This is a genomic window from Shinella sp. S4-D37 (assembly GCF_040812195.1).
Taxonomy (GTDB): Bacteria; Pseudomonadota; Alphaproteobacteria; order Rhizobiales; family Rhizobiaceae; genus Shinella.
The window spans coordinates 2084285-2102932 of the sequence record NZ_JBFNXL010000005.1; the positions used below are offsets into that span (position 1 = coordinate 2084285).

Annotated in this window: 16 protein-coding genes; 8 read left to right on the forward strand and 8 right to left on the reverse strand. The window is 65.6% G+C overall.

Annotated elements, in window-relative coordinates:
* The first annotated feature begins 15 nt into the window (after positions 1-15).
* A complete protein-coding gene (locus AB3G45_RS17665; RefSeq protein WP_367831778.1) occupies positions 16-522 on the forward strand; it encodes a hypothetical protein in 507 nt (168 codons plus the stop codon).
* Positions 523-567: 45 nt separating this feature from the next.
* On the opposite strand, the gene prfB is transcribed toward AB3G45_RS17665, so the two are convergent.
* The 3 genes from prfB to AB3G45_RS17680 form a co-directional block, all read right to left on the reverse strand.
* Positions 568-1699 (reverse strand): peptide chain release factor 2 gene (gene prfB, locus AB3G45_RS17670; protein WP_367831779.1). Its coding sequence is split into 2 segments (ribosomal slippage): positions 568-1629 and positions 1631-1699, totalling 1131 coding nucleotides; the frame shifts between segments, so codons are not numbered across the junction.
* A 101-nt stretch (positions 1700-1800) separates the two neighbouring features.
* A complete protein-coding gene (locus AB3G45_RS17675; RefSeq protein ID WP_367831780.1) occupies positions 1801-4248 on the reverse strand; it encodes a penicillin-binding protein 1A in 2448 nt (815 codons plus the stop codon).
* A gap of 263 nt (positions 4249-4511) precedes the next feature.
* A complete protein-coding gene (locus AB3G45_RS17680) occupies positions 4512-5753 on the reverse strand; it encodes an N-acetylmuramoyl-L-alanine amidase (RefSeq protein WP_367833614.1) in 1242 nt (413 codons plus the stop codon).
* A 632-nt stretch (positions 5754-6385) separates the two neighbouring features.
* Here AB3G45_RS17680 and AB3G45_RS17685 point away from each other — a divergent pair.
* Positions 6386-9253 (forward strand): ribonuclease E/G, encoded by a 2868-nt coding sequence (locus tag AB3G45_RS17685; RefSeq protein ID WP_367831781.1) that lies wholly within the window; start codon positions 6386-6388, stop codon positions 9251-9253.
* A 131-nt stretch (positions 9254-9384) separates the two neighbouring features.
* On the forward strand, positions 9385-10149 hold the full coding sequence (locus tag AB3G45_RS17690) for an SDR family oxidoreductase (protein ID WP_367831782.1): 765 nt from the start codon (positions 9385-9387) through the stop codon (positions 10147-10149).
* A gap of 79 nt (positions 10150-10228) precedes the next feature.
* Here AB3G45_RS17690 and AB3G45_RS17695 read toward each other — a convergent pair whose 3' ends face one another.
* Positions 10229-11380 carry a pyridoxal phosphate-dependent aminotransferase gene (locus AB3G45_RS17695; protein ID WP_367831783.1) on the reverse strand — a complete coding sequence of 384 codons (1152 nt, stop codon included), beginning with the start codon at positions 11378-11380 and terminating at the stop codon, positions 10229-10231.
* Between the two features lie 206 nt (positions 11381-11586).
* Between AB3G45_RS17695 and AB3G45_RS17700 the strand changes: the two genes are divergently transcribed.
* The 5 genes from AB3G45_RS17700 (at position 11587) to aat (ending at position 15398) form a co-directional block, all read left to right on the forward strand.
* Positions 11587-12345: a DsbA family protein gene (locus AB3G45_RS17700; protein ID WP_367831784.1), complete on the forward strand. Its 759-nt coding sequence runs from the start codon at positions 11587-11589 to the stop codon at positions 12343-12345.
* 150 nt (positions 12346-12495) lie between these two features.
* Complete coding sequence (gene aroQ, locus AB3G45_RS17705) at positions 12496-12933, forward strand: type II 3-dehydroquinate dehydratase (protein ID WP_367831785.1); 438 nt, start codon at positions 12496-12498, stop codon at positions 12931-12933.
* A 22-nt stretch (positions 12934-12955) separates the two neighbouring features.
* Entirely contained in the window at positions 12956-13414 is a 459-nt protein-coding gene (accB, locus tag AB3G45_RS17710; protein ID WP_367831786.1) for an acetyl-CoA carboxylase biotin carboxyl carrier protein, read from the forward strand.
* A 10-nt stretch (positions 13415-13424) separates the two neighbouring features.
* A complete protein-coding gene (gene accC, locus AB3G45_RS17715) occupies positions 13425-14771 on the forward strand; it encodes an acetyl-CoA carboxylase biotin carboxylase subunit (RefSeq protein ID WP_367831787.1) in 1347 nt (448 codons plus the stop codon).
* 12 nt (positions 14772-14783) lie between these two features.
* Entirely contained in the window at positions 14784-15398 is a 615-nt protein-coding gene (gene aat, locus AB3G45_RS17720; RefSeq protein WP_367831788.1) for a leucyl/phenylalanyl-tRNA--protein transferase, read from the forward strand.
* 21 nt (positions 15399-15419) lie between these two features.
* Here the strand turns inward: aat and AB3G45_RS17725 are convergent, their stop codons facing one another.
* The 4 genes from AB3G45_RS17725 to gatB all read right to left on the reverse strand — a co-directional run bounded on the left by AB3G45_RS17725 (position 15420) and on the right by gatB (position 18539).
* Positions 15420-15866 carry a DUF2155 domain-containing protein gene (locus AB3G45_RS17725; RefSeq protein WP_367831789.1) on the reverse strand — a complete coding sequence of 149 codons (447 nt, stop codon included), beginning with the start codon at positions 15864-15866 and terminating at the stop codon, positions 15420-15422.
* Between the two features lie 76 nt (positions 15867-15942).
* A complete protein-coding gene (locus tag AB3G45_RS17730; protein WP_367831790.1) occupies positions 15943-16341 on the reverse strand; it encodes an NADH:ubiquinone oxidoreductase subunit NDUFA12 in 399 nt (132 codons plus the stop codon).
* A 128-nt stretch (positions 16342-16469) separates the two neighbouring features.
* Positions 16470-16970, reverse strand: coding sequence for an N-acetyltransferase family protein (locus AB3G45_RS17735; RefSeq protein WP_367831791.1), 501 nt, complete (start codon positions 16968-16970; stop codon positions 16470-16472).
* A gap of 66 nt (positions 16971-17036) precedes the next feature.
* On the reverse strand, positions 17037-18539 hold the full coding sequence (gene gatB, locus AB3G45_RS17740; RefSeq protein ID WP_367831792.1) for an Asp-tRNA(Asn)/Glu-tRNA(Gln) amidotransferase subunit GatB: 1503 nt from the start codon (positions 18537-18539) through the stop codon (positions 17037-17039).
* Between the last annotated feature and the right edge of the window lie 109 nt (positions 18540-18648).

Sequence of the window (18648 nt, forward strand, 5' to 3'; positions counted from 1 at the left end):
GACAGGAGTTTCGCCATGACGCGGCATGCACTCGCCACCGCCCTCGCCCTGCTTTTCCTTGCCGGCCCGCCTGCCCTCGCGCAGGAATCGCCGGTCGCGGAAACCATCACCTTCGTCGTCAGCACCGGCTTCTGGGAAGAGCCGGTCGAGGCGGAAGAGGACGATGCGGCGACCGCCAAGCCGGAGACCACCGAAACGGCGGAGCCCGCCGCGCTGCGCCGCGGCTATTACAAGCTGATCGCGGTGCGCCAGCCGGACGGCACGGCCGAGATCCATCTCCAGCAGATCGAGGCGACCCCTGACGGCCCGAAGATCGCCTCCTCGACGGTGCTGGAGGAGTTTTCGGCGATAAAACCCTATGTCACAGACATCCGGCCGGAAAACTCCACGGGCATCACCACCCAGCCGGGGCTTTTCGCGACAGTCTACCTGAAAACCGACCCCAAGGCGATGGAGCCCGAGAGCTGGACGGTGCTGATCGACGATCTCGGCGAGATCAAGGTCGAGCGTGCGACGAACTGAGAACGGGCGCCGAAGCGCCCGTCACGATGTCTTTTATCGAAGATTTCAGTTCAGGTCGTCCACGACCGCATCCGCCCCGCCGTTGACGCGGTGGGCGAGCGCGGCCTCCATGAACTCGTTGAGTTCGCCGTCGAGCACGTCCGAGGGCGCGGTGCTTTCGACGCCGGTGCGCAAGTCCTTGACCAGCTGGTAGGGCTGGAGGACGTAGGAGCGGATCTGATGGCCCCAGCCGATATCCGTCTTGGAGGCGGCCTCGGCGTTGGCGGCTTCCTCGCGCTTCTTCAATTCGGCCTCGTAGATGCGCGCGCGCAGCATGTCCCAGGCCTTGGCACGGTTCTTGTGCTGCGAACGCTCCTGCTGGCAGGCGACCACGATGCCGGTCGGGATATGCGTGATGCGCACGGCCGAGTCGGTCGTATTGACGTGCTGGCCGCCGGCGCCCGACGAGCGGTAGGTGTCGATGCGGCAGTCGCTTTCGCTAACCTCGATGTTGATCGATTCGTCGACGACCGGATAGACCCAGATCGACGAGAACGAAGTGTGGCGGCGCGCATTGCTGTCATAGGGCGAGATGCGGACCAGGCGGTGCACGCCAGATTCGGTCTTCAGCCAGCCATAGGCGTTGTGGCCCTTGACGAGCATCGTCGCGGACTTGATGCCGGCCTCTTCGCCGTCATGGACTTCCAGAAGCTCCACCTTGTAGCCCGAACGCTCCGCCCAGCGGGTGTACATGCGCAGGAGCATGTTGGCCCAGTCCTGGCTTTCCGTGCCGCCGGCGCCGGAATGCACTTCGAGATAGGTGTCGTTGGTGTCCGCTTCGCCGGACAGCATCGCCTCGACCTGCTTGCGCGCGGCCTCGGTGCGGACCACCTTCAGGGCGTCCTCGGCTTCCTTGACGATCGAGGCGTCGCCCTCTTCCTCACCCAGTTCGATGAGGTCGATATTGTCCTTGAGCTGCTGCTCGATGGCTTTTACGGCATTGATGCCCTCGTCCAGCTGCTGGCGCTCGCGCATCAGCTTCTGGGCCTCCTGGGCATCGTCCCACAGGCTCGGATCCTCTGCCTTGTTGTTCAACCAGTCCAGTCGTCTCAGCGCCTGATCCCAGTCAAAGATGCCTCCTCAGCAGGCTTATGGCCTGCTTGATTTCGTCGACGACGTTTTCGATTTCCGCGCGCATGTCCGCCTTCTTCTTCGGTGCAATTCCGGTGGCCGTGAAATAGAGAGGGCGGGTGCGGATGTAAAGCCCCGCGCCCGCCCTCGAACTCCATCATCCCGTGATCAGAACAGGCCGCCGCTGCCGCCCGTGACGGCCTGGTTGGCCTGCGGCGAGCTCTTCAGGATCTCTTCCGGGCTGGCATAGTCCTCGCCGCCGATGACGGAGAAGACGGAGGCCGGGCCGGTGCCGGGCTTGAAGGCTTCCATGATCGTGTCCGGCTCGCCCTCGAAGGCCTCCATGCCGGTCTTGCGGTTGACGGCGATGAACTTCATGCCTTCCGGCACGATGAACTTCGTCGGGCGCGTGCCTTCGAGGGCCGCCTGCATGAACTCGTTGAAGATCGGCGCGGCGAGCGAGCCGCCGGTGCCGCCGCGGCCGAGCGGAGCCGGGTTGTCGAAGCCGATATAGAGGCCGGCGACGAGATCCGGCGTATAGCCGACGAACCAGGCGTCCTTCTCATCGTTGGTCGTGCCGGTCTTGCCGGCGGTCGGGCGGTCGAGCTTGATCTTGCCGGCGGCGGTGCCGCGCGTGACGACGCCTTCCATCATCGAGGTGATCTGGTAGGCCGTCATCGGGTCGAGCACCTGCTCGCGATTGTCGACCAGCGTCGGCTCCTCCTGGTTCTCCCAGTCGTTGGCGTTGCAGTCCTCGCAGGTGCGCTCCTCGTGGCGGAAGATCGTCTTGCCGTAGCGGTCCTGGATGCGGTCGATCAGCGAGGGCTTGATCTGCTTGCCGCCGTTGGCGAGCACCGAATAGGCCGAGACCATGCGCAGCACGGTCGTCTCGCCCGAGCCGAGCGACATGGCCAGCACCGGATACATCTTGTCGTAGATGCCGAAGCGCTCGGCATATTCGGCGACGAGGTTCATGCCCATGTCGTTGGCGAGGCGCACGGTCATCAGGTTGCGCGAGCGCTCGATGCCGAGGCGCAGCGTCGAAGGGCCGGCAGCGCCGCCGCCATAGTTCTGCGGGCGCCAGACCTGGCCGCCGGCGACGATCTCGATCGGCGCGTCCATGATGACGGAGGCTGGCGTATAGCCGTTGTCGAGCGCGGCGGCGTAGACGAAGGGCTTGAAGGAGGAGCCGGGCTGGCGCATGGCCTGCGAGGCGCGGTTGAATTGCGACTGGCTGTAGGAGAAGCCGCCGACCATGGCGAGCACGCGGCCGGTATGCGGGTCCATGGCCACGAGGCCGCCCTGCACCTTCGGCGGCTGGCGCAGCCGGTACGTGCCGTCCTCCGCAGGCTCGACATAGACGACGTCGCCGGCGGAGAAGACGCCGGCCGGCGATTTCGCCGTCTTGCGGTCGCCCTTGGCCGAACGATAGGCCCAGGTCATGGCCTTCGCGTCGATGCGGCCCGTCACGCGTTCCTCGACCACCTTGCCGGACGCTTCCTTGCTCGGCTGAAGGCCGATGTCCGCGCCGCCGTCGTCGACGGCCAGCACGACGGCGAGCTTCCATTCCGGCACGTCGGAGAGCGTGTCGACCTTGGCGAGTTCCACGCCCCAGTCGCCGCCGATCTCGATGGTCTTGATCGGTCCGTGGAAGCCGCGGCGTTCGTCATAGTTGATGAGGCCATGCTGCAGGGCCTTGCGCGCGGCGACCTGGATGCGCGGATCGAGCGAGGTGCGCACGGAAAGGCCGCCCTCGTAGAGCGCGTTGTCGCCGTAGCGCTCGATGATCTGGCGGCGGACCTCCTCGGAGAAGAATTCCGAGGCGAAGAGGTAGGAGCCGCGGTGGCGCGGCGTCACGCCGAGCGGCTGGGCCTTCGCCTCCGCGCCGTCGCTCTGGGTGACGTAACCGTTCTCGACCATGCGGTCGATGACCCAGTTGCGGCGCTCGATGGCGGCCTCGGTGCGGCGGAAGGGATGGTAGTTCGACGGGCCCTTCGGAAGCGCGGCGAGATAGGCCGTCTCGGCGATCGTCAGCTCGGTGACGGACTTGTCGAAATAGGTCAGCGCCGCGCCGGCGATGCCGTAGGAATTCAGGCCGAAGAAGATCTCGTTGAGATAGAGTTCGAGGATGCGGTCCTTGGAATAGGCCTGCTCGATGCGGAACGAGAGGATCGCTTCCTTGACCTTGCGGTCGATGGTCTGGTCGGAGGACAGCAGGAAGTTCTTGGCGACCTGCTGGGTGATGGTCGACGCGCCCACCGGACGGCGGCCGGAGCCCATGTTCTGCAGGTTGGTGACGATGGCGCGGAAGAGGCCGGTCACGTCGACGCCGGGATGCTGGTAGAAGTTCTTGTCTTCCGCCGAGAGGAAGGCGGCCTTCACACGGTCGGGAATCGCCTGGATCGGCAGGTAGAGGCGGCGCTCGCGGGCATATTCGGCCATCAGCGCGCCGTTGCCGGCATGCACGCGCGTCGTGACCGGCGGCGCATAGCTGTTCAAGACCTCATAATCGGGAAGATCCTTGGTGACACTTCCGAGATAGAGCGCGACCGCCCCCGCCACCGCGAGGAAGAAGACGGCGCCAATCCCGAAGAAATATCCAATCAGTCTGATCATGAGCCAGTTACCGGTGCCTTATGCTTGTCATGTCATCAGGCAGACCCGCTGCCCGGCCTTGCACGCCCCGGCTCGTGCGGCCGTTGCGCTCTCCCGTCGGGGACGAGTCGTCCCGTTTTCCCGATCCCGTCTAGCGAGCGGAATGTGAGGAAAATAGGGCTTACAGCATGCATCCCGGCTTCGCCACCGCACAATGGCGAGCGCTGTCACTTTTCCGGCACAGCGGACCCTATCACGTTCCCCGCCGGCCCGCCGGTAAAACCTCAGCCGCCGTTGGCCACGACCGTCGAGCGGTACTGTTCCACGGCCCTGGCGACGAGGCCCGCCACCTTCTTCTGCCAAGCCGGGTCGATCAGCAATTGCTCGTCCTCCTTGTTCGACAGGAAGCCGAGTTCGAGCAGGATCGAGGGCACGTCCGGCGCCGTCAATACGCGGAAACCGGCATGACGGTGCGGGTTGTTGATCAGCAGGACCTGGTCCTTGAAATTGCGGACGACGCTCTGGGCGAGATTGATCGAGAAGGCCTGCGTCTCGCGGCGCGTCAGGTCGAGCAGGATATCGACGACCTCGGCGGGCTCGTCGACGAAGGAGATGCCGGCGACCTGGTCGGACAGGTTCTCGCGCTCGGCGAGGCTGGCGGCGAGGCTGTCGGACGCCTTGTCGGAGATGGTGTAGACCGTCGCGCCGCGGATGTCCTTCTGCTTCAGCGTGTCGGCGTGGATGGAGATGAGCAGGTTCGCCCCCTCATGGCGGGCAAGCTGCACGCGCTGCGAGAGGGAGAGGAACTCGTCCTTCTCGCGCGTGAGGACGGCGCGCGTGCCGGGCAGCTTGTTCAACGCTTCTGTCAACTGGCGGGCGAAGGCGAGCGTGACGTGCTTCTCCTGCGTCCTGGTGACGCCGCCGAGCGCGCCGTTGTCGATGCCGCCGTGGCCGGCGTCGACCGCGATGACGAAGGGGCCGTCCGCCCGGCTGCCGGGCAGCATGACAGAGGCCTCGCCGGCGCCCGCCGATACGGCGGCTTCCTGCCAGCTCTGCTTTTCCATGAGGCCCTGGAAGGCCTGGTCGGTGACGATCGCCGTGTCGATGACCAGCCGGTAGCTCGCCGCCCCCTGCTCTTCCTGCACCTCGGCCAGCACGACGCCGACGGGGCGCGATGCGGTGAGCACGATGCGCGAGCGCCCTGCGGCCATGGTGCCGTAGCGGATGTCGGAGAAGATGCCGCGCGCCTCCAGCTCTTCCGCCTTGAGGCCGAAGGCGGTCTCCGGCAGGTCGATCAGCACGCGATAGGGATTGGCAACATAGTGGACCTTGAAGTCCGGCTTGCGGTCGAAATCGATGACGAGGCGGGTGCGGGCGTCGTCACCGGCGATGCGCGCGGAGAAGGCGAGCAGCGGGGCCGCCGAGGCGGAGACCGCCAGGACGGGCGTGGCGAGCGACAGGCCGAGCGCGACGACGGCCGCGCCGGCCGCGACACGGAAGAGGAATTCTGTCAGAAGGCGTAGCATCACCACCGGCAAGTCCGTTCAAACGCGTGGAAACCGCGCGACGCGGCACAGGACAAGCCCCATAGATGCCCCCATATGGTTAACCGAAGCTTGCCAGGGGGCCGCCGCAGCACAGGCGCAGCCATAGGGGCAAATCCATCAAGATTATGACGCTTTTGGCTTTTCCCTTGCCATTGTGACATATCCGCCATAAAAGCAAAATCAGGGAAAAAGATTAGACGGGATAGAATCGCTTGAGCAGGCAGCCACTCCTTCGGGGCTTGGCGCCGAACCGAGTCTTCATCCGCCGTCGCACCGCTTTTTCCCGGCCGATAAGATCGCGTAAGCCGGCGGTGGCCGGAACAGTCAAGGTGGATTTCCACCGCTCGCCCTTACCAAAGGGCAATTTCATCGGACCGATCAGGTCTATGGCACAGGCATTCTCGTTGGACGTTGATGTTGTCACAGCGGATTCTATCAGAGGGTAACAGGCACCGGGGCGCTCGCGTACCGGCCACCCTCCGTCCGCCAACCCCGCACCGGGGCCCGACGAGAACTTACATATCCGGCGCATCCCTCTCCTCCCCCGGCACTTCCCCAGATGGGAACGGTTTGCCGCCGGGATTGCGGCTGCGCCGAGGAGCTCAATCTACATGGCAGAGAAAATGCTTATCGATGCGTCTCACGCTGAAGAGACGCGCGTCGTTGTCGTACGCGGAAACCGCATAGAAGAATTCGACTTCGAATCCGAACACAAGAAACAGATCCGCGGCAATATCTACCTTGCCAAGGTCACACGCGTCGAACCGTCGCTTCAGGCGGCCTTCGTCGACTACGGCGGCAACCGCCACGGCTTCCTGGCCTTCGCCGAAATCCACCCGGACTACTACCAGATCCCGCTTGCCGACCGTCAGGCCCTGTTGAGGGCCGAGGCCGAGGAGCACCGTCACGACGACGACATCGAGCCGGTCGAGACCGCGGGCGACCTTTCCGACGATGCGGAAGCGGCCGAGGCCCCGGCTGTCGCCGAAGAGACTCCGGCCACCGTCGAAGCCGAGGCAGCCGAAACCGCTGCCGAACCGGAAGTCGTCGAAGCGGCCGCCGCCCTTGAAGAAGAGGCCCCGGTCGAAAAGCCGAAGAAGCCGCGCCGCCCGCGCAAGCCCAAGGCGAAGGCCGAGGAAGCCCCCGTCGAGGTTGCCGCCGAAGAGCCCGCCCCCTCCGCCGAGGGCAGCGACGACGAGACGCCCGGCGGCGTGATGGCCATGGCCGTCGACACCGACGAGGTCTCCGAGCCCGCCGAACGCTCGCGTGGCCGTCGCCGCCGCGACGACGACGATGACGACGATCATCACGGCGAGGAGAAGGAAGTCATCGAATCGGTCGGCGCCGAAGACGCGATGGAAGAGGTTCCGGACCGCGTGCAGCGCAAGCCGCGCAAGCAGTACCGCATCCAGGAAGTCATCAAGCGCCGCCAGATCCTGCTCGTGCAGGTCGCCAAGGAAGAGCGCGGCAACAAGGGCGCGGCGCTCACCACCTACCTGTCGCTCGCCGGCCGCTACTCCGTCCTGATGCCGAACACGGCGCGCGGCGGCGGCATTTCCCGCAAGATCACCAACCTGCAGGACCGCAAGCGCCTGAAGGAGATCGCCCGCGACCTCGAGGTTCCGCAGGGCATGGGCGTCATCCTGCGCACCGCCGGTGCCAACCGCACCCGTGTCGAGGTCAAGCGCGACTTCGAGTACCTGATGCGCCTGTGGGAGAACGTGCGCACGCTCACGCTCGCCTCCACGGCCCCCTGCCTCGTCTATGAGGAAGGCTCGCTGATCAAGCGCTCGATCCGCGACCTCTACAACAAGGACATCAGCGAGATCATCGTCGCCGGCGAGGAAGGCTATCGCGAAGCCAAGGGCTTCATGAAGATGCTGATGCCGAGCCATGCGAAGGTCGTCCAGCCCTATCGCGACGTGCATCCGATCTTCTCGCGCTCCGGCATCGAGGCCCAGCTCGACCGCATGCTGCAGCCGCAGGTGACGCTGAAGTCCGGCGGCTACATCATCATCAACCAGACCGAGGCGCTCGTCTCGATCGACGTCAACTCCGGCCGCTCGACGCGCGAGCACTCCATCGAGGAGACCGCGCTCCAGACGAACCTGGAAGCCGCCGAGGAAGTGGCGCGCCAGTTGCGCCTGCGCGACCTTGCCGGCCTCGTCGTCATCGACTTCATCGACATGGAGGAGAAGCGCAACAACCGCTCCGTCGAGAAGCGCCTCAAGGACCACCTGAAGAACGACCGCGCGAGAATCCAGGTCGGCCGCATCTCGCATTTCGGCCTTCTGGAAATGTCGCGCCAGCGCATCCGCGCCTCCGTCCTCGAATCGACCATGCAGACCTGCCCGCACTGCAACGGCACGGGCCATGTACGCTCGCAGTCGTCCGTCGCGCTGCATGTCCTGCGCGGCATCGAGGAATATCTGCTCAAGAACACGACGCACAACATCACCGTGCGCACCACGCCGGATATCGCGCTCTACCTGCTCAACCACAAGCGCGGCACGATCATCGATTACGAGACCCGCTTCGGCGTCCAGATCATCATCGAGGCGGATGCCCATGTCGGTGCGCAGCACTTCGCGATCGACCGCGGCGAAGCCGTCGAGAGCCCGGTCAAGATCGAGCAGATCCTGCATTTCGAACCCGAGCCCGAAGACGAAGACGTCGTGATCGAGGACGAGATCGACGAGGAAGAGGACGACGCGCGTCCGGCCGCGGCCGCGCAGGCATCGTCCGCCGCCGCCTCTTCCGACGAGAACGGCCGCAACAAGCGCAAGCGCCGCCGCCGCCGTCGTGGCCGTGGCCGCGAGAACGGCGACGGCACCGACACGGCCTCCTTCGGCGGCGAGCAGGCCGGCGATGACGAAGTGCTCGACGACGACGAGGTCGACGGGGAAGAGGATGCGGAAGCATCCCAGGCACAGGCCGACGACACATCCGACCGCCGCAAGCGCCGCCGCCGCGGCAAGCGGGGCGGCCGCCGCAACCGTCCGGAGGACGGTGCGCTCGAAGCCGGCGCCGACGAGGCCGAGGATGGCGACGCCGACGCGGACGAGACCGAAGAGGTCGCAGCCGTCGCGGTGGAGGAGGTGACGGAGGTCACCGCCGCTGCCGAGGAAGCTCCCGTCGAGGCGGTGGCCGAAGAGCCGCCGGCCAAGCCGAAGCGTGCCCGCCGCAGCCGTGCCAAGGCCACCGAGGAGGCCGCCACCGACGCGGCCGCCCGCAGCGAGATCGAAGCCCAGCCGGCCGCCGCCGCCCCCGTCGAGGAGACGGCGCCCGCGGAGCCGGAGGTCGAAGCCGCTGCCGCCGACATCGAGGAGACGGCCAAGCCCGCCCGCGCCAACCGCGATCTCTCCAAGATCGCCTCCGAGCCGGTGGTGAAGTCCTCCACGGCGAAGGAAGCGACGCCGGACGACGAACCGGAAAAGCCCAAGAAGGGCGGCTGGTGGCAGCGCCGCGGCTTCTTCTAAGCGCCGCCTGCATCCAGGAAATCAGAAAAGCCCGGCATCGTCCGGGCTTTTTTATGCGCGGGAATCGGGTGGTTCCCGCCGCTCCCTTCTGCGACATCCGGGCCCGCAGGAAACCAGCAAGGGAGAAATCCATGACCCGTCTCGACAACAAGATCGCCATCGTCACCGGCGCAAGCTCCGGCATCGGCCGCGCCGCCGCGCTTCTCTTTGCCCGGCAGGGCGCAAGGCTCGTCCTCTCCGCCCGCAAGCGCGAACCGTTGGAAAAGCTTGCCGATGAGATCCGCATTGCCGGCGGCAGCGCCGTCGCGGTGCCGGGCGACGTCAGCGACGAGGCACACCACCGGGCACTGGTCGCGGCGGCGCAGGCCGAGTTCGGCGGCCTCGACATCGCCTTCAACAATGCCGGCACCACCGGTCCGGTCGGCCCCTTGACCGATCTTTCCCTGGCCGAATGGCAGGAGGTCGTCGCCGTCAACCTGACGAGCGGCTTCCTTGCCGCCAAGTACCAGCTTCCCGCCATGGAAGCGCAAGGCGGCGGCAGCATCGTCTTCACCTCGACCTTCGTCGGCTACACGGCCGGCTTTCCGGGGCTTGCCGCCTATGCAGCCTCGAAATCCGGCCTTGTCGGCCTCGTGCAGGTGCTCGCCTCGGAATACGGGCCGAAGGGCATTCGCGTGAATGCGCTGCTGCCGGGCGCGACGGACACGCCGATGGGGCGATCGGTGGCAAGCACGCCGGAAGCCCGCGAATTCATCGCCGGCCTCAACGCCTTCAAGCGCATCGCAGCGCCGGAGGAGATCGCCGAGGCGGCGCTCTTCCTCTGCTCGGATGCCGCAAGCTTCACGACCGGCACGGCGATGCTCGTCGATGGCGGCGTGTCGATCAACCGGGTCTGACGCTCACAAGGAGAATCAAGGCCTTGCGGGATTGAATCCGTTTCCGGCCGCAACGGGTTGAACGGGAATCATTTTCCGCTCAGGCCAGCCAGCGCGCGAGGCGGTCGGCCGCCTCGCGCATCTCCTCGAAGGACCCCGCATAGGAGAAGCGCATCGTGTGATGCCCGTCCCGCGGATCGAAATCGGCGCCGGGCGTCGCCGCGACGTCGGTCTCCGCCAGCATGCGGCGGGCGAAGTCCATGCTGTCATTGGTGAAGCGGCTGACATCGACATAGGCGTAGAAGGCGCCGTCCATCGGCGAGGCGATGGAAAAGCCGATCTCCGGCAGGCGCTTCACCAGGAAGTCGCGGTTTTCCCGGTAAGCGTCGCGGTAGACGTCGAGCTCCGCCTCGGCGCCGAGCGCGGCCTGCGCGGCGATCTGGGAAAGCTCCGGCGCGGAGATGTACAGGCTCTGGGCGATGCGCTCGACCGGGCGCACCAGCGCCTCGGGCAGCACCATCCAGCCGATGCGCCAGCCCGTCATGCAGTAATATTTCGAGAAGGAGTTGACGATGACCGCCTCCTCGCCGAATTCCAGCGCCGTCGCCTCTTCGCCGACGAAGGTGAGGCCGTGGTAGATCTCGTCGGAAGTGAAGGCGATGGCATTGTCCCGGCAATAGGCCGAGAGCGCGGCAAGCTCGGCGCGGCCGGTCACCGTGCCGGTCGGATTGGCGGGGCTGGCGAGCAGCACGCCGTCGATGCGGCCATGGGCGGCGGTGGCCGCTTCCAGCGCCGCCGGCGTCAGCGTGAAGCCGTTTTCCGCATTCACCTCGATCTCCACCGTCTCGATGCCGAGCGCGGCGAGGATGTTGCGATAGGCGGGATAGCCGGGACGCGCGATGGCGACGCGGTCGCCCGCATCGAACAGCGCCAGGAAGGCGAGGTTGAAGCCGGCGGAAGAACCGGTCGTGACGGCGATTCGCCCCGGATCGACGGCAACGCCGTGACGGCGCCTGTAGAAATCGGAAATGGCGCTGCGCAGCGAAAGAAGGCCGAGCGCATCCGTATAGCCGATGCGGCCCACCTCCAATGCCTGGCGGGCCGCCTCGCGCGCGGCCTGCGGCGCGGGATGGACGGGCTGGCCGACGGCCATGGAGATCACCGGCCGGCCGGCGGCGCGGCGCTTGGTCGCCTCGGCCAGCACGTCCATGGCGTGAAAGGGTTCGACGGCGCCGCGGCGGGAGAGTTTCATGGGACTGCCTTCCGGTTCTTCGGGTCGCGTCTTCCTGCCGCAAGACGCCCCTCTTCACAATCCCGCGAGGGCCGAAAATCCGCCGCTTTTACCCTGTCGTTTGCCCCCACCCGACCATAAGGTCGTTGAAAGCGCCGCGGCCCGCATTGACGTCCAGGGCCGCCAATGGCACTTCTCCGGCGCATCACGACGAGGACAGGAAAGACATGACATTCAAGACGAAGCTCGCGGCCACGGCAGCCCTTGCCCTTTCGCTCGCAGCCCCCCTGCCCGCCCTTGCCCTCGACGATGCGCAGAAGAAGGAAATCGGCGATTTCATCAGGGAATATCTCGTCGAGAACCCGGAAATCCTCATCGAGGTGCAGGAGGCGCTGCAGAAGAAGCAGGAAGCCCAGCTGCAGGCCAAGGCGCAGGGCGCCATCACCGACAACGAGAAGGCGATCTTCGCCTCGCCCTATGACATCGCGCTCGGCAATCCGAAGGGCGACGTCACGATCGTCGAGTTCTTCGACTACAATTGCGGCTACTGCAAGCGCGCCCTCTCCGACATGGACGCCATGCTGGAAGAGGACAAGAACCTCCGCTTCGTGCTGAAGGAACTGCCGATCCTCGGCCCCGATTCGCTTGCCGCCCACAAGGTGAGCGCGGCCGTGCGCGACATCGCGCCGGACAAATACGGAGAATTCCACCGCGCGCTGCTCGGCGGCGAAGGCCGTGCGACGGAGGAAAGCGCCATAGCGCTTGCCGCGACCATGGGCCTTGCCGAGGCGGATATCCGCAAGGCCATGGCCGACAAGCCGCATGACGACGCGGTGCGCGAGGCCTATTCGCTGGCCAACGAGCTCGGCATCACCGGCACGCCCTCCTACGTGCTCGGCCAGGAGATGGTCTTCGGCGCGGTCGGTGCCGACGACCTTCGCGAGAAGATCGCCAATGTCAGGGCGTGCGGCAAGGCGACCTGCTGAACCGCCATCTTCCTGTGATGCCGGCCGTGTTCAGCCGTCGCTGCTTGTGGACATCGCCCCGTTCGACCGGCAAAGCCCCTGCCCTTGGGGCTTTCCCTGTGGAAACCGCCGGTCTATAGGTAATTGTCTATCCAGCATGCGGAATTGTGAATGGCTTCCACCCTTTTCGTGCTCAACGGTCCCAACCTGAACGCCCTCGGCAAGCGTGAACCCGGCATCTATGGCGGGCACACGCTCAGCGATATCGAGGCGCTCTGCAAGGCGGAGGGCGAGAAACTCGGCTTTGCCGTCGATTTCCGCCAGTCCAATCACGAGGGCGACCTGGTCGACTGGATCCACGAAGGCGGCGACACCGCCGCCGGCATCGCCATCAATGCCGGGGCCTATACCCACACCTCGATCGCCCTGCACGACGCCATCCGCGCCATCAAGGTCCCGGTGGTCGAGCTGCATCTTTCCAATGTGCATGCCCGCGAAGAATTCCGCCACAAGTCGATGATCGCGCCCGCCGTCAAGGGCGTCATCTGCGGTTTCGGCGCGCACAGCTACATCCTCGCGCTTCACGCGCTTTCATCCATCACGAAATAAGAAAAACAAGAGGCTCATCTCCATGGCTGACAAGAAACACGGCATCGATCAGGCGCTCATCCGCGACCTCGCCAACATCCTCAACGAGACGGACCTGACCGAGATCGAAGTGGAGCAGGACGACATGCGCATCCGCGTCTCGCGCGCCGGCACGCCCCAATACGTTCAGGCGCCCATCGCCGCCGCCCCGGCCTTTGCCGCACCGGCCGTCGCGGCAGCCGCCCCGATTGTCGATGCCCGCAGCAACAAGAACGCCGTGACGGCGCCGATGGTGGGCACCGCCTATCTCTCGCCCGCCCCGGGCGCCCGCCCCTTCATCGAGGTCGGCGCGAGCGTCAAGGAAGGCCAGACCATCCTCATCATCGAAGCCATGAAGACGATGAACCAGATCCCGGCGCCGCGCTCGGGCAAGGTCACCGAAATCCTCGTCTCGGATGCAAGCCCCGTCGAATACGGCGAGCCGCTGATCGTCATCGAATAAGGCGGCCCCCATGATCTCCAAAGTCCTCATTGCCAACCGCGGCGAAATCGCCCTCCGGGTTCTTCGGGCCTGCAAGGAGCTGGGCATCGCCACGGTCGCCGTGCATTCGACGGCCGATGCCGACGCCATGCATGTACGCCTCGCCGACGAGAGCGTGTGCATCGGCCCGCCGCCGTCGCGCGAGAGCTACCTGAACATCCACCAGATCGTCGCGGCCTGCGAGATCACCGGCGCCGACGCCGTGCATCCGGGCTACGGCTTCCTGTCGGAAAACGCCAAGTTCGCCGAGATCCTCGACGCGCACGGCATCACCTTCATCGGCCCGACGGCGGAGCACATCCGCATCATGGGCGACAAGATCACCGCCAAGCAGACGGCGCAGGAACTCGGCATCCCCGTCGTTCCCGGCTCCGATGGCGAGGTGAAGCCGGAAAACGCGCTGGAAGTCGCCCGCAAGATCGGCTTTCCCGTGCTCATCAAGGCCACCGCCGGCGGCGGCGGCCGGGGCATGAAGGTCGCCAGGTCGGAGGCGGATCTTGAAGAGGCCGTCTCCACGGCCCGTTCCGAGGCGCTCGCCGCCTTCGGCAACGACGCCGTCTACATGGAAAAGTATCTCGGCAAGCCGCGCCATATCGAAATCCAGGTCGTCGGCGACGGCATGGGCAATGCCGTGCATCTGGGCGAGCGCGACTGCTCGCTGCAGCGCCGCCACCAGAAGGTCTGGGAAGAGGCCAACTCCCCCGCCCTCAACGTGGAACAGCGCATGAAGATCGGCCAGGTCTGCGCCGACGCCATGAAGAAGCTGAAATACCGCGGCGCCGGCACGGTGGAATTCCTCTACGAGAACGGCGAGTTCTATTTCATCGAAATGAACACGCGCCTGCAGGTGGAGCACCCGATCACCGAAGCGATCACCGGCATCGACCTTGTGCACGAGCAGATTCGCGTCGCCTCCGGCGCCGGCCTTTCGGTGACGCAGGAAGACATCGTCTTCTCCGGCCATGCCATCGAATGCCGCATCAATGCCGAGGATCCGCGCACCTTCGTTCCCTCGCCGGGCACGATCACGCATTTCCATGCGCCGGGCGGCCTTGGCGTGCGCGTCGATTCGGGCGCCTATCAGGGCTACAAGATTCCGCCCTATTACGACAGCCTGATCGGCAAGCTGATCGTGCACGGCCGCACCCGCGTCGAATGCATGATGCGCCTGCGCCGCGTGCTGGACGAGTTCGTCATCGACGGCATCAAGACGACGCTGCCGCTCTTCCAGGACCTGATCGGCAACCAGGACATCGCCAACGGCGATTACGACATCCACTGGCTGGAGAATTATCTGGCCGGCAAAACCGACGCCTGAGGGGCGTCGGTCATGGCAGGGCGACGCCGCCGGCACCCGGACATAACGCCGGACCTGCTCCTGCGCGCCTATTCCATCGGACTGTTCCCGATGGCCGATTCGGCCGACGACCCGGAGCTCTTCTGGGTCGAGCCGGACATGCGGGGCGTCATCCCGCTCGATGACTTTCACGTCTCGCGCAGCCTCGCCAAGACGATCCGCAAAAAGCCCTTCGACATCCGCTTCGACACCGCCTTCGACGCCGTGCTGACCGCCTGCGCCGAGGCGGCGCCCGACCGGCCCTCGACCTGGATCAACGCCAAGATCAAGTCGCTCTACGGCACCCTGCACCGCATGGGCCATGCGCATTCGGTGGAAGCGTGGGAGAAAGACCGGCTCGTCGGCGGCCTCTACGGCGTATCGCTCGGCGCGGCCTTCTTCGGCGAAAGCATGTTTTCACGGCGCACGGACGCCTCGAAGATCTGCCTCGTGCATCTGGTGGAGCGCTTGAAGACGAACGGCTTCCGGCTGCTCGACACGCAGTTCACCACCGGGCACCTCATTACGTTCGGCGCGATCGACGTGCCGAAGATCGAATACGAGGACATGCTGGCCAATGCCCTCGCCTCGCCGCATCTGCCGTTTTGATGAAAAGGCGCGGAAAGCGGTCTACTCGGCCTTCGCCTGGGAATCTTCCGGCGGCGGCACCTCGGATGTCGCCTTGCATTCGGTCAGCCACACGTCATAGACGGGGTGCTCGACGGCGTTGAGGCCGGGGCTGTCGGCGAACATCCAGCCGGTGAAGATGCGGCGAATCTTGCGGTCGAGGGTGATCTCGTCGACCTCGACGAAGGAGGTCACCTTCTGCGCCTCGGTGTCGTCGCGGCTGTAGCAGACCTTCGGCGTCACCTGGAGGGCGCCGAACTGCACGGTCTCGCCGAGATAGACGTCGAAATTGGTGATGCGGCCGGTGATCTTGTCGATGCCGGAGAAGACGGCGACCGGGTTCTCGATGCGGGCGGCCCTGGCGGCCATCGGCGACAGCGCCGCCGCCGCCCCGAGCGCGACGGCGAGGAACCGCCGTCCGGCGTTTGCCGAGAAAAACCCTGATGTCATGAATGCCGTCTCCTGCGAACCGCTCCGGCGCGCGCCGGTCGCTTGGAGCTAGCGGCGAAATGTGGCCAAATCGGTATCAGTTGCCCGGCGTCCAGGCGTCGTAGTCGCCCGACACGCGCGGGCGCTCGCCGGCGGCGGCAAGCGAGCCCGGCGGACGGTAGGCCTCAGCCGTGCCGGTCTGGTTCTGGCGGTGCGGCTTTTCCCACTCGCGGGCCTGGTACGTCTCGTCGGCCGGGGAAACGTCGGTGCGGTGGTGCATCCAGCCATGCCAGCCCGCTGGAATGGCGGAGGCCTCGGCATAGCCGTTGTAGATCACCCAGCGGCGCGTGCGGCCCTCGGAATCCTTCGCGCCGCCTTGATAATAGACATTGCCGAATTCGTCCTGGCCGACCCTTGTGCCGAAGCGCCAGGTGTGGAAGCGGGTGCCGATCGTCTGACCGTTCCACCAGGTGAAGATCTGCTTGAGAAGGTTCATGGGCTGGCGTCCTTGGCAGGGCCGTGCTTGGGATGCGGCCCGAGACTGATATTTCTTCCGCTTATGGCGCGACGGCCCCCGAATGTCCAGCGATTCCCGCCCCTTCGCCCACGGCTTTTCGCCGCGGGTCAGCCGCCGAGCGGCTTCTCGTAGACATGGAGCGGAACGCCGGACACGTCATCGGCCGTATGCCGCGCCTCACCCACCTTCACGAAGCCATGCGCGGCGTAGAAGGCCACGGCCGCGTCATTGCGCGGATCGACCTCCAGCAGCATGGCATCGGCATCGGGAAAGCAGGTTTCGAGTTCTGCGAACATGTCGCGGCCGATGCCCTGGCGCTGGTGGCGCGGCAGCACGTAGAGCTGGTGCAGGAGAGCAGTCTTCGGCCGGTCCTTCGACATGGCGGCATAGCCCATGCCGACAAGTTCCCTGCCGTTGTCGGCAACGACGAATTCGCTGTCCTTGCGCTCCAGCCGGCTTTTGAGCGCCGGCACGCAATGCCAGCGCGCGGTGATCTCGCGCACCCTGTCGGCGCCGTAGAGGGCGTCATAGGTGGCGTGCCACGTCTCGGAAAGCAGCGCGCTGACCTTCGCCAGATCGCGCTCCGAAGCCGTGCGGACGAAGAACATGGAAAATTCCCTTGTTTGGAAGCAATTCCGGACGGAAAACCGCTTCACACTTTTCCTGGAATTGCTTCAGTCCTCGATGCCGAGCTTGGCCTTGACGAGAGCCTGCACGGCCTGCGGATTGGCCTTGCCGCCCGTTGCCTTCATCACCTGGCCGACGAACCAGCCGGCAAGCGTCGGCTTGGCCTTGACCTTCTCGACCTGGTCGGGATTGGCGGCGATGATCTCGTCGACGGCCTTCTCGATGGCGCCGGTATCCGTCACCTGCTTCAGGCCGCGCGCCTCGACGATCTCGGCGGGGTTGCCGCCCTCGGTCCAGACGATCTCGAAGAGGTCCTTGGCGATCTTGCCCGAAATCGTGCCGTCCTTGATGAGATCGATGATCTGCCCAAGCTGTGCGGGCGAGACCGGCGTCTCCTCGATGGCCTTGCCATCCTTGTTCAAGGCGCCGAGCAGGTCGTTGATCACCCAGTTGGCGGCGATCTTGCCGTCGCGGCCGGCGGCCACGGCCTCGTAATAGTCGGCGATCGCCTTCTCCGAAACGAGCACGGAGGCGTCGTAGACGGACAGGCCGAGGTCCTTGACGAAGCGGATCTTCTTGTCGTCCGGCAGTTCCGGCAGATCGGCAAGCAGCCTGCCGACGAATTCGTTGTCGAATTCCAGCGGCAAGAGGTCCGGATCGGGGAAGTAGCGGTAGTCGTGCGCGTCCTCCTTCGAGCGCATGGAGCGCGTCTCGCCCTTGCCCGGATCGAAGAGACGGGTTTCCTGGTCGATCGAACCGCCGTCCTCCAAAATACCGATCTGGCGGCGGGCTTCGTATTCGATCGCCTGACCGATGAAGCGGATGGAGTTGACGTTCTTGATCTCGCAGCGCGTGCCGAAGGCTTCGCCCGGGCGGCGCACGGAGACGTTGACGTCGGCGCGCATGGAGCCCTCGTCCATGTTGCCGTCGCAGGTGCCGAGATAGCGCACGATGGAGCGCAGCTTGGTCATATAGGCCTTGGCCTCGTCCGACGAGCGCATGTCCGGCTTGGAGACGATCTCCATCAGCGCGACGCCCGAACGGTTGAGGTCGACATAGGACATGGTCGGATGCTGGTCGTGCATCGACTTGCCGGCGTCCTGCTCCAGGTGCAGGCGCTCGATGCCGATCTCGATGTCTTCAAAGTTTCCCTGACGGTCGGGGCCGAGCGAGATGACGATCTTGCCCTCGCCGACGATCGGGTCCTTGAACTGGGAGATCTGGTAACCCTGCGGCAGGTCCGGGTAGAAATAGTTCTTGCGGTCGAAGATCGAGCGGTGGTTGATCTGAGCCTTCAAGCCGAGGCCGGTGCGCACCGCCTGCCTGACGCATTCCTCGTTGATGACCGGCAGCATGCCCGGCATGGCCGCGTCGACCAGCGAGACATTGGCGTTCGGCGCCTTGCCGAATTCGGTGGAGGCGCCGGAGAACAGCTTGGAATTGGACAGGACCTGCGCGTGCACCTCCATGCCGATGATCACCTCCCAGTCGCCGGTGGCGCCGGGAATGAAGCGTTTCGGATCAGGGGTGCGGACGTCGACTAGGGTCATGGGATGCTCTTCGCAAAGGCCTCGATTTTCCCTGTCTCGGTAGAACATATGGCCGGCCGGTGCAAGGCTTTGCCGCGTATCCGCCTCCTCTTCCCGCGCCGCCGGTTGA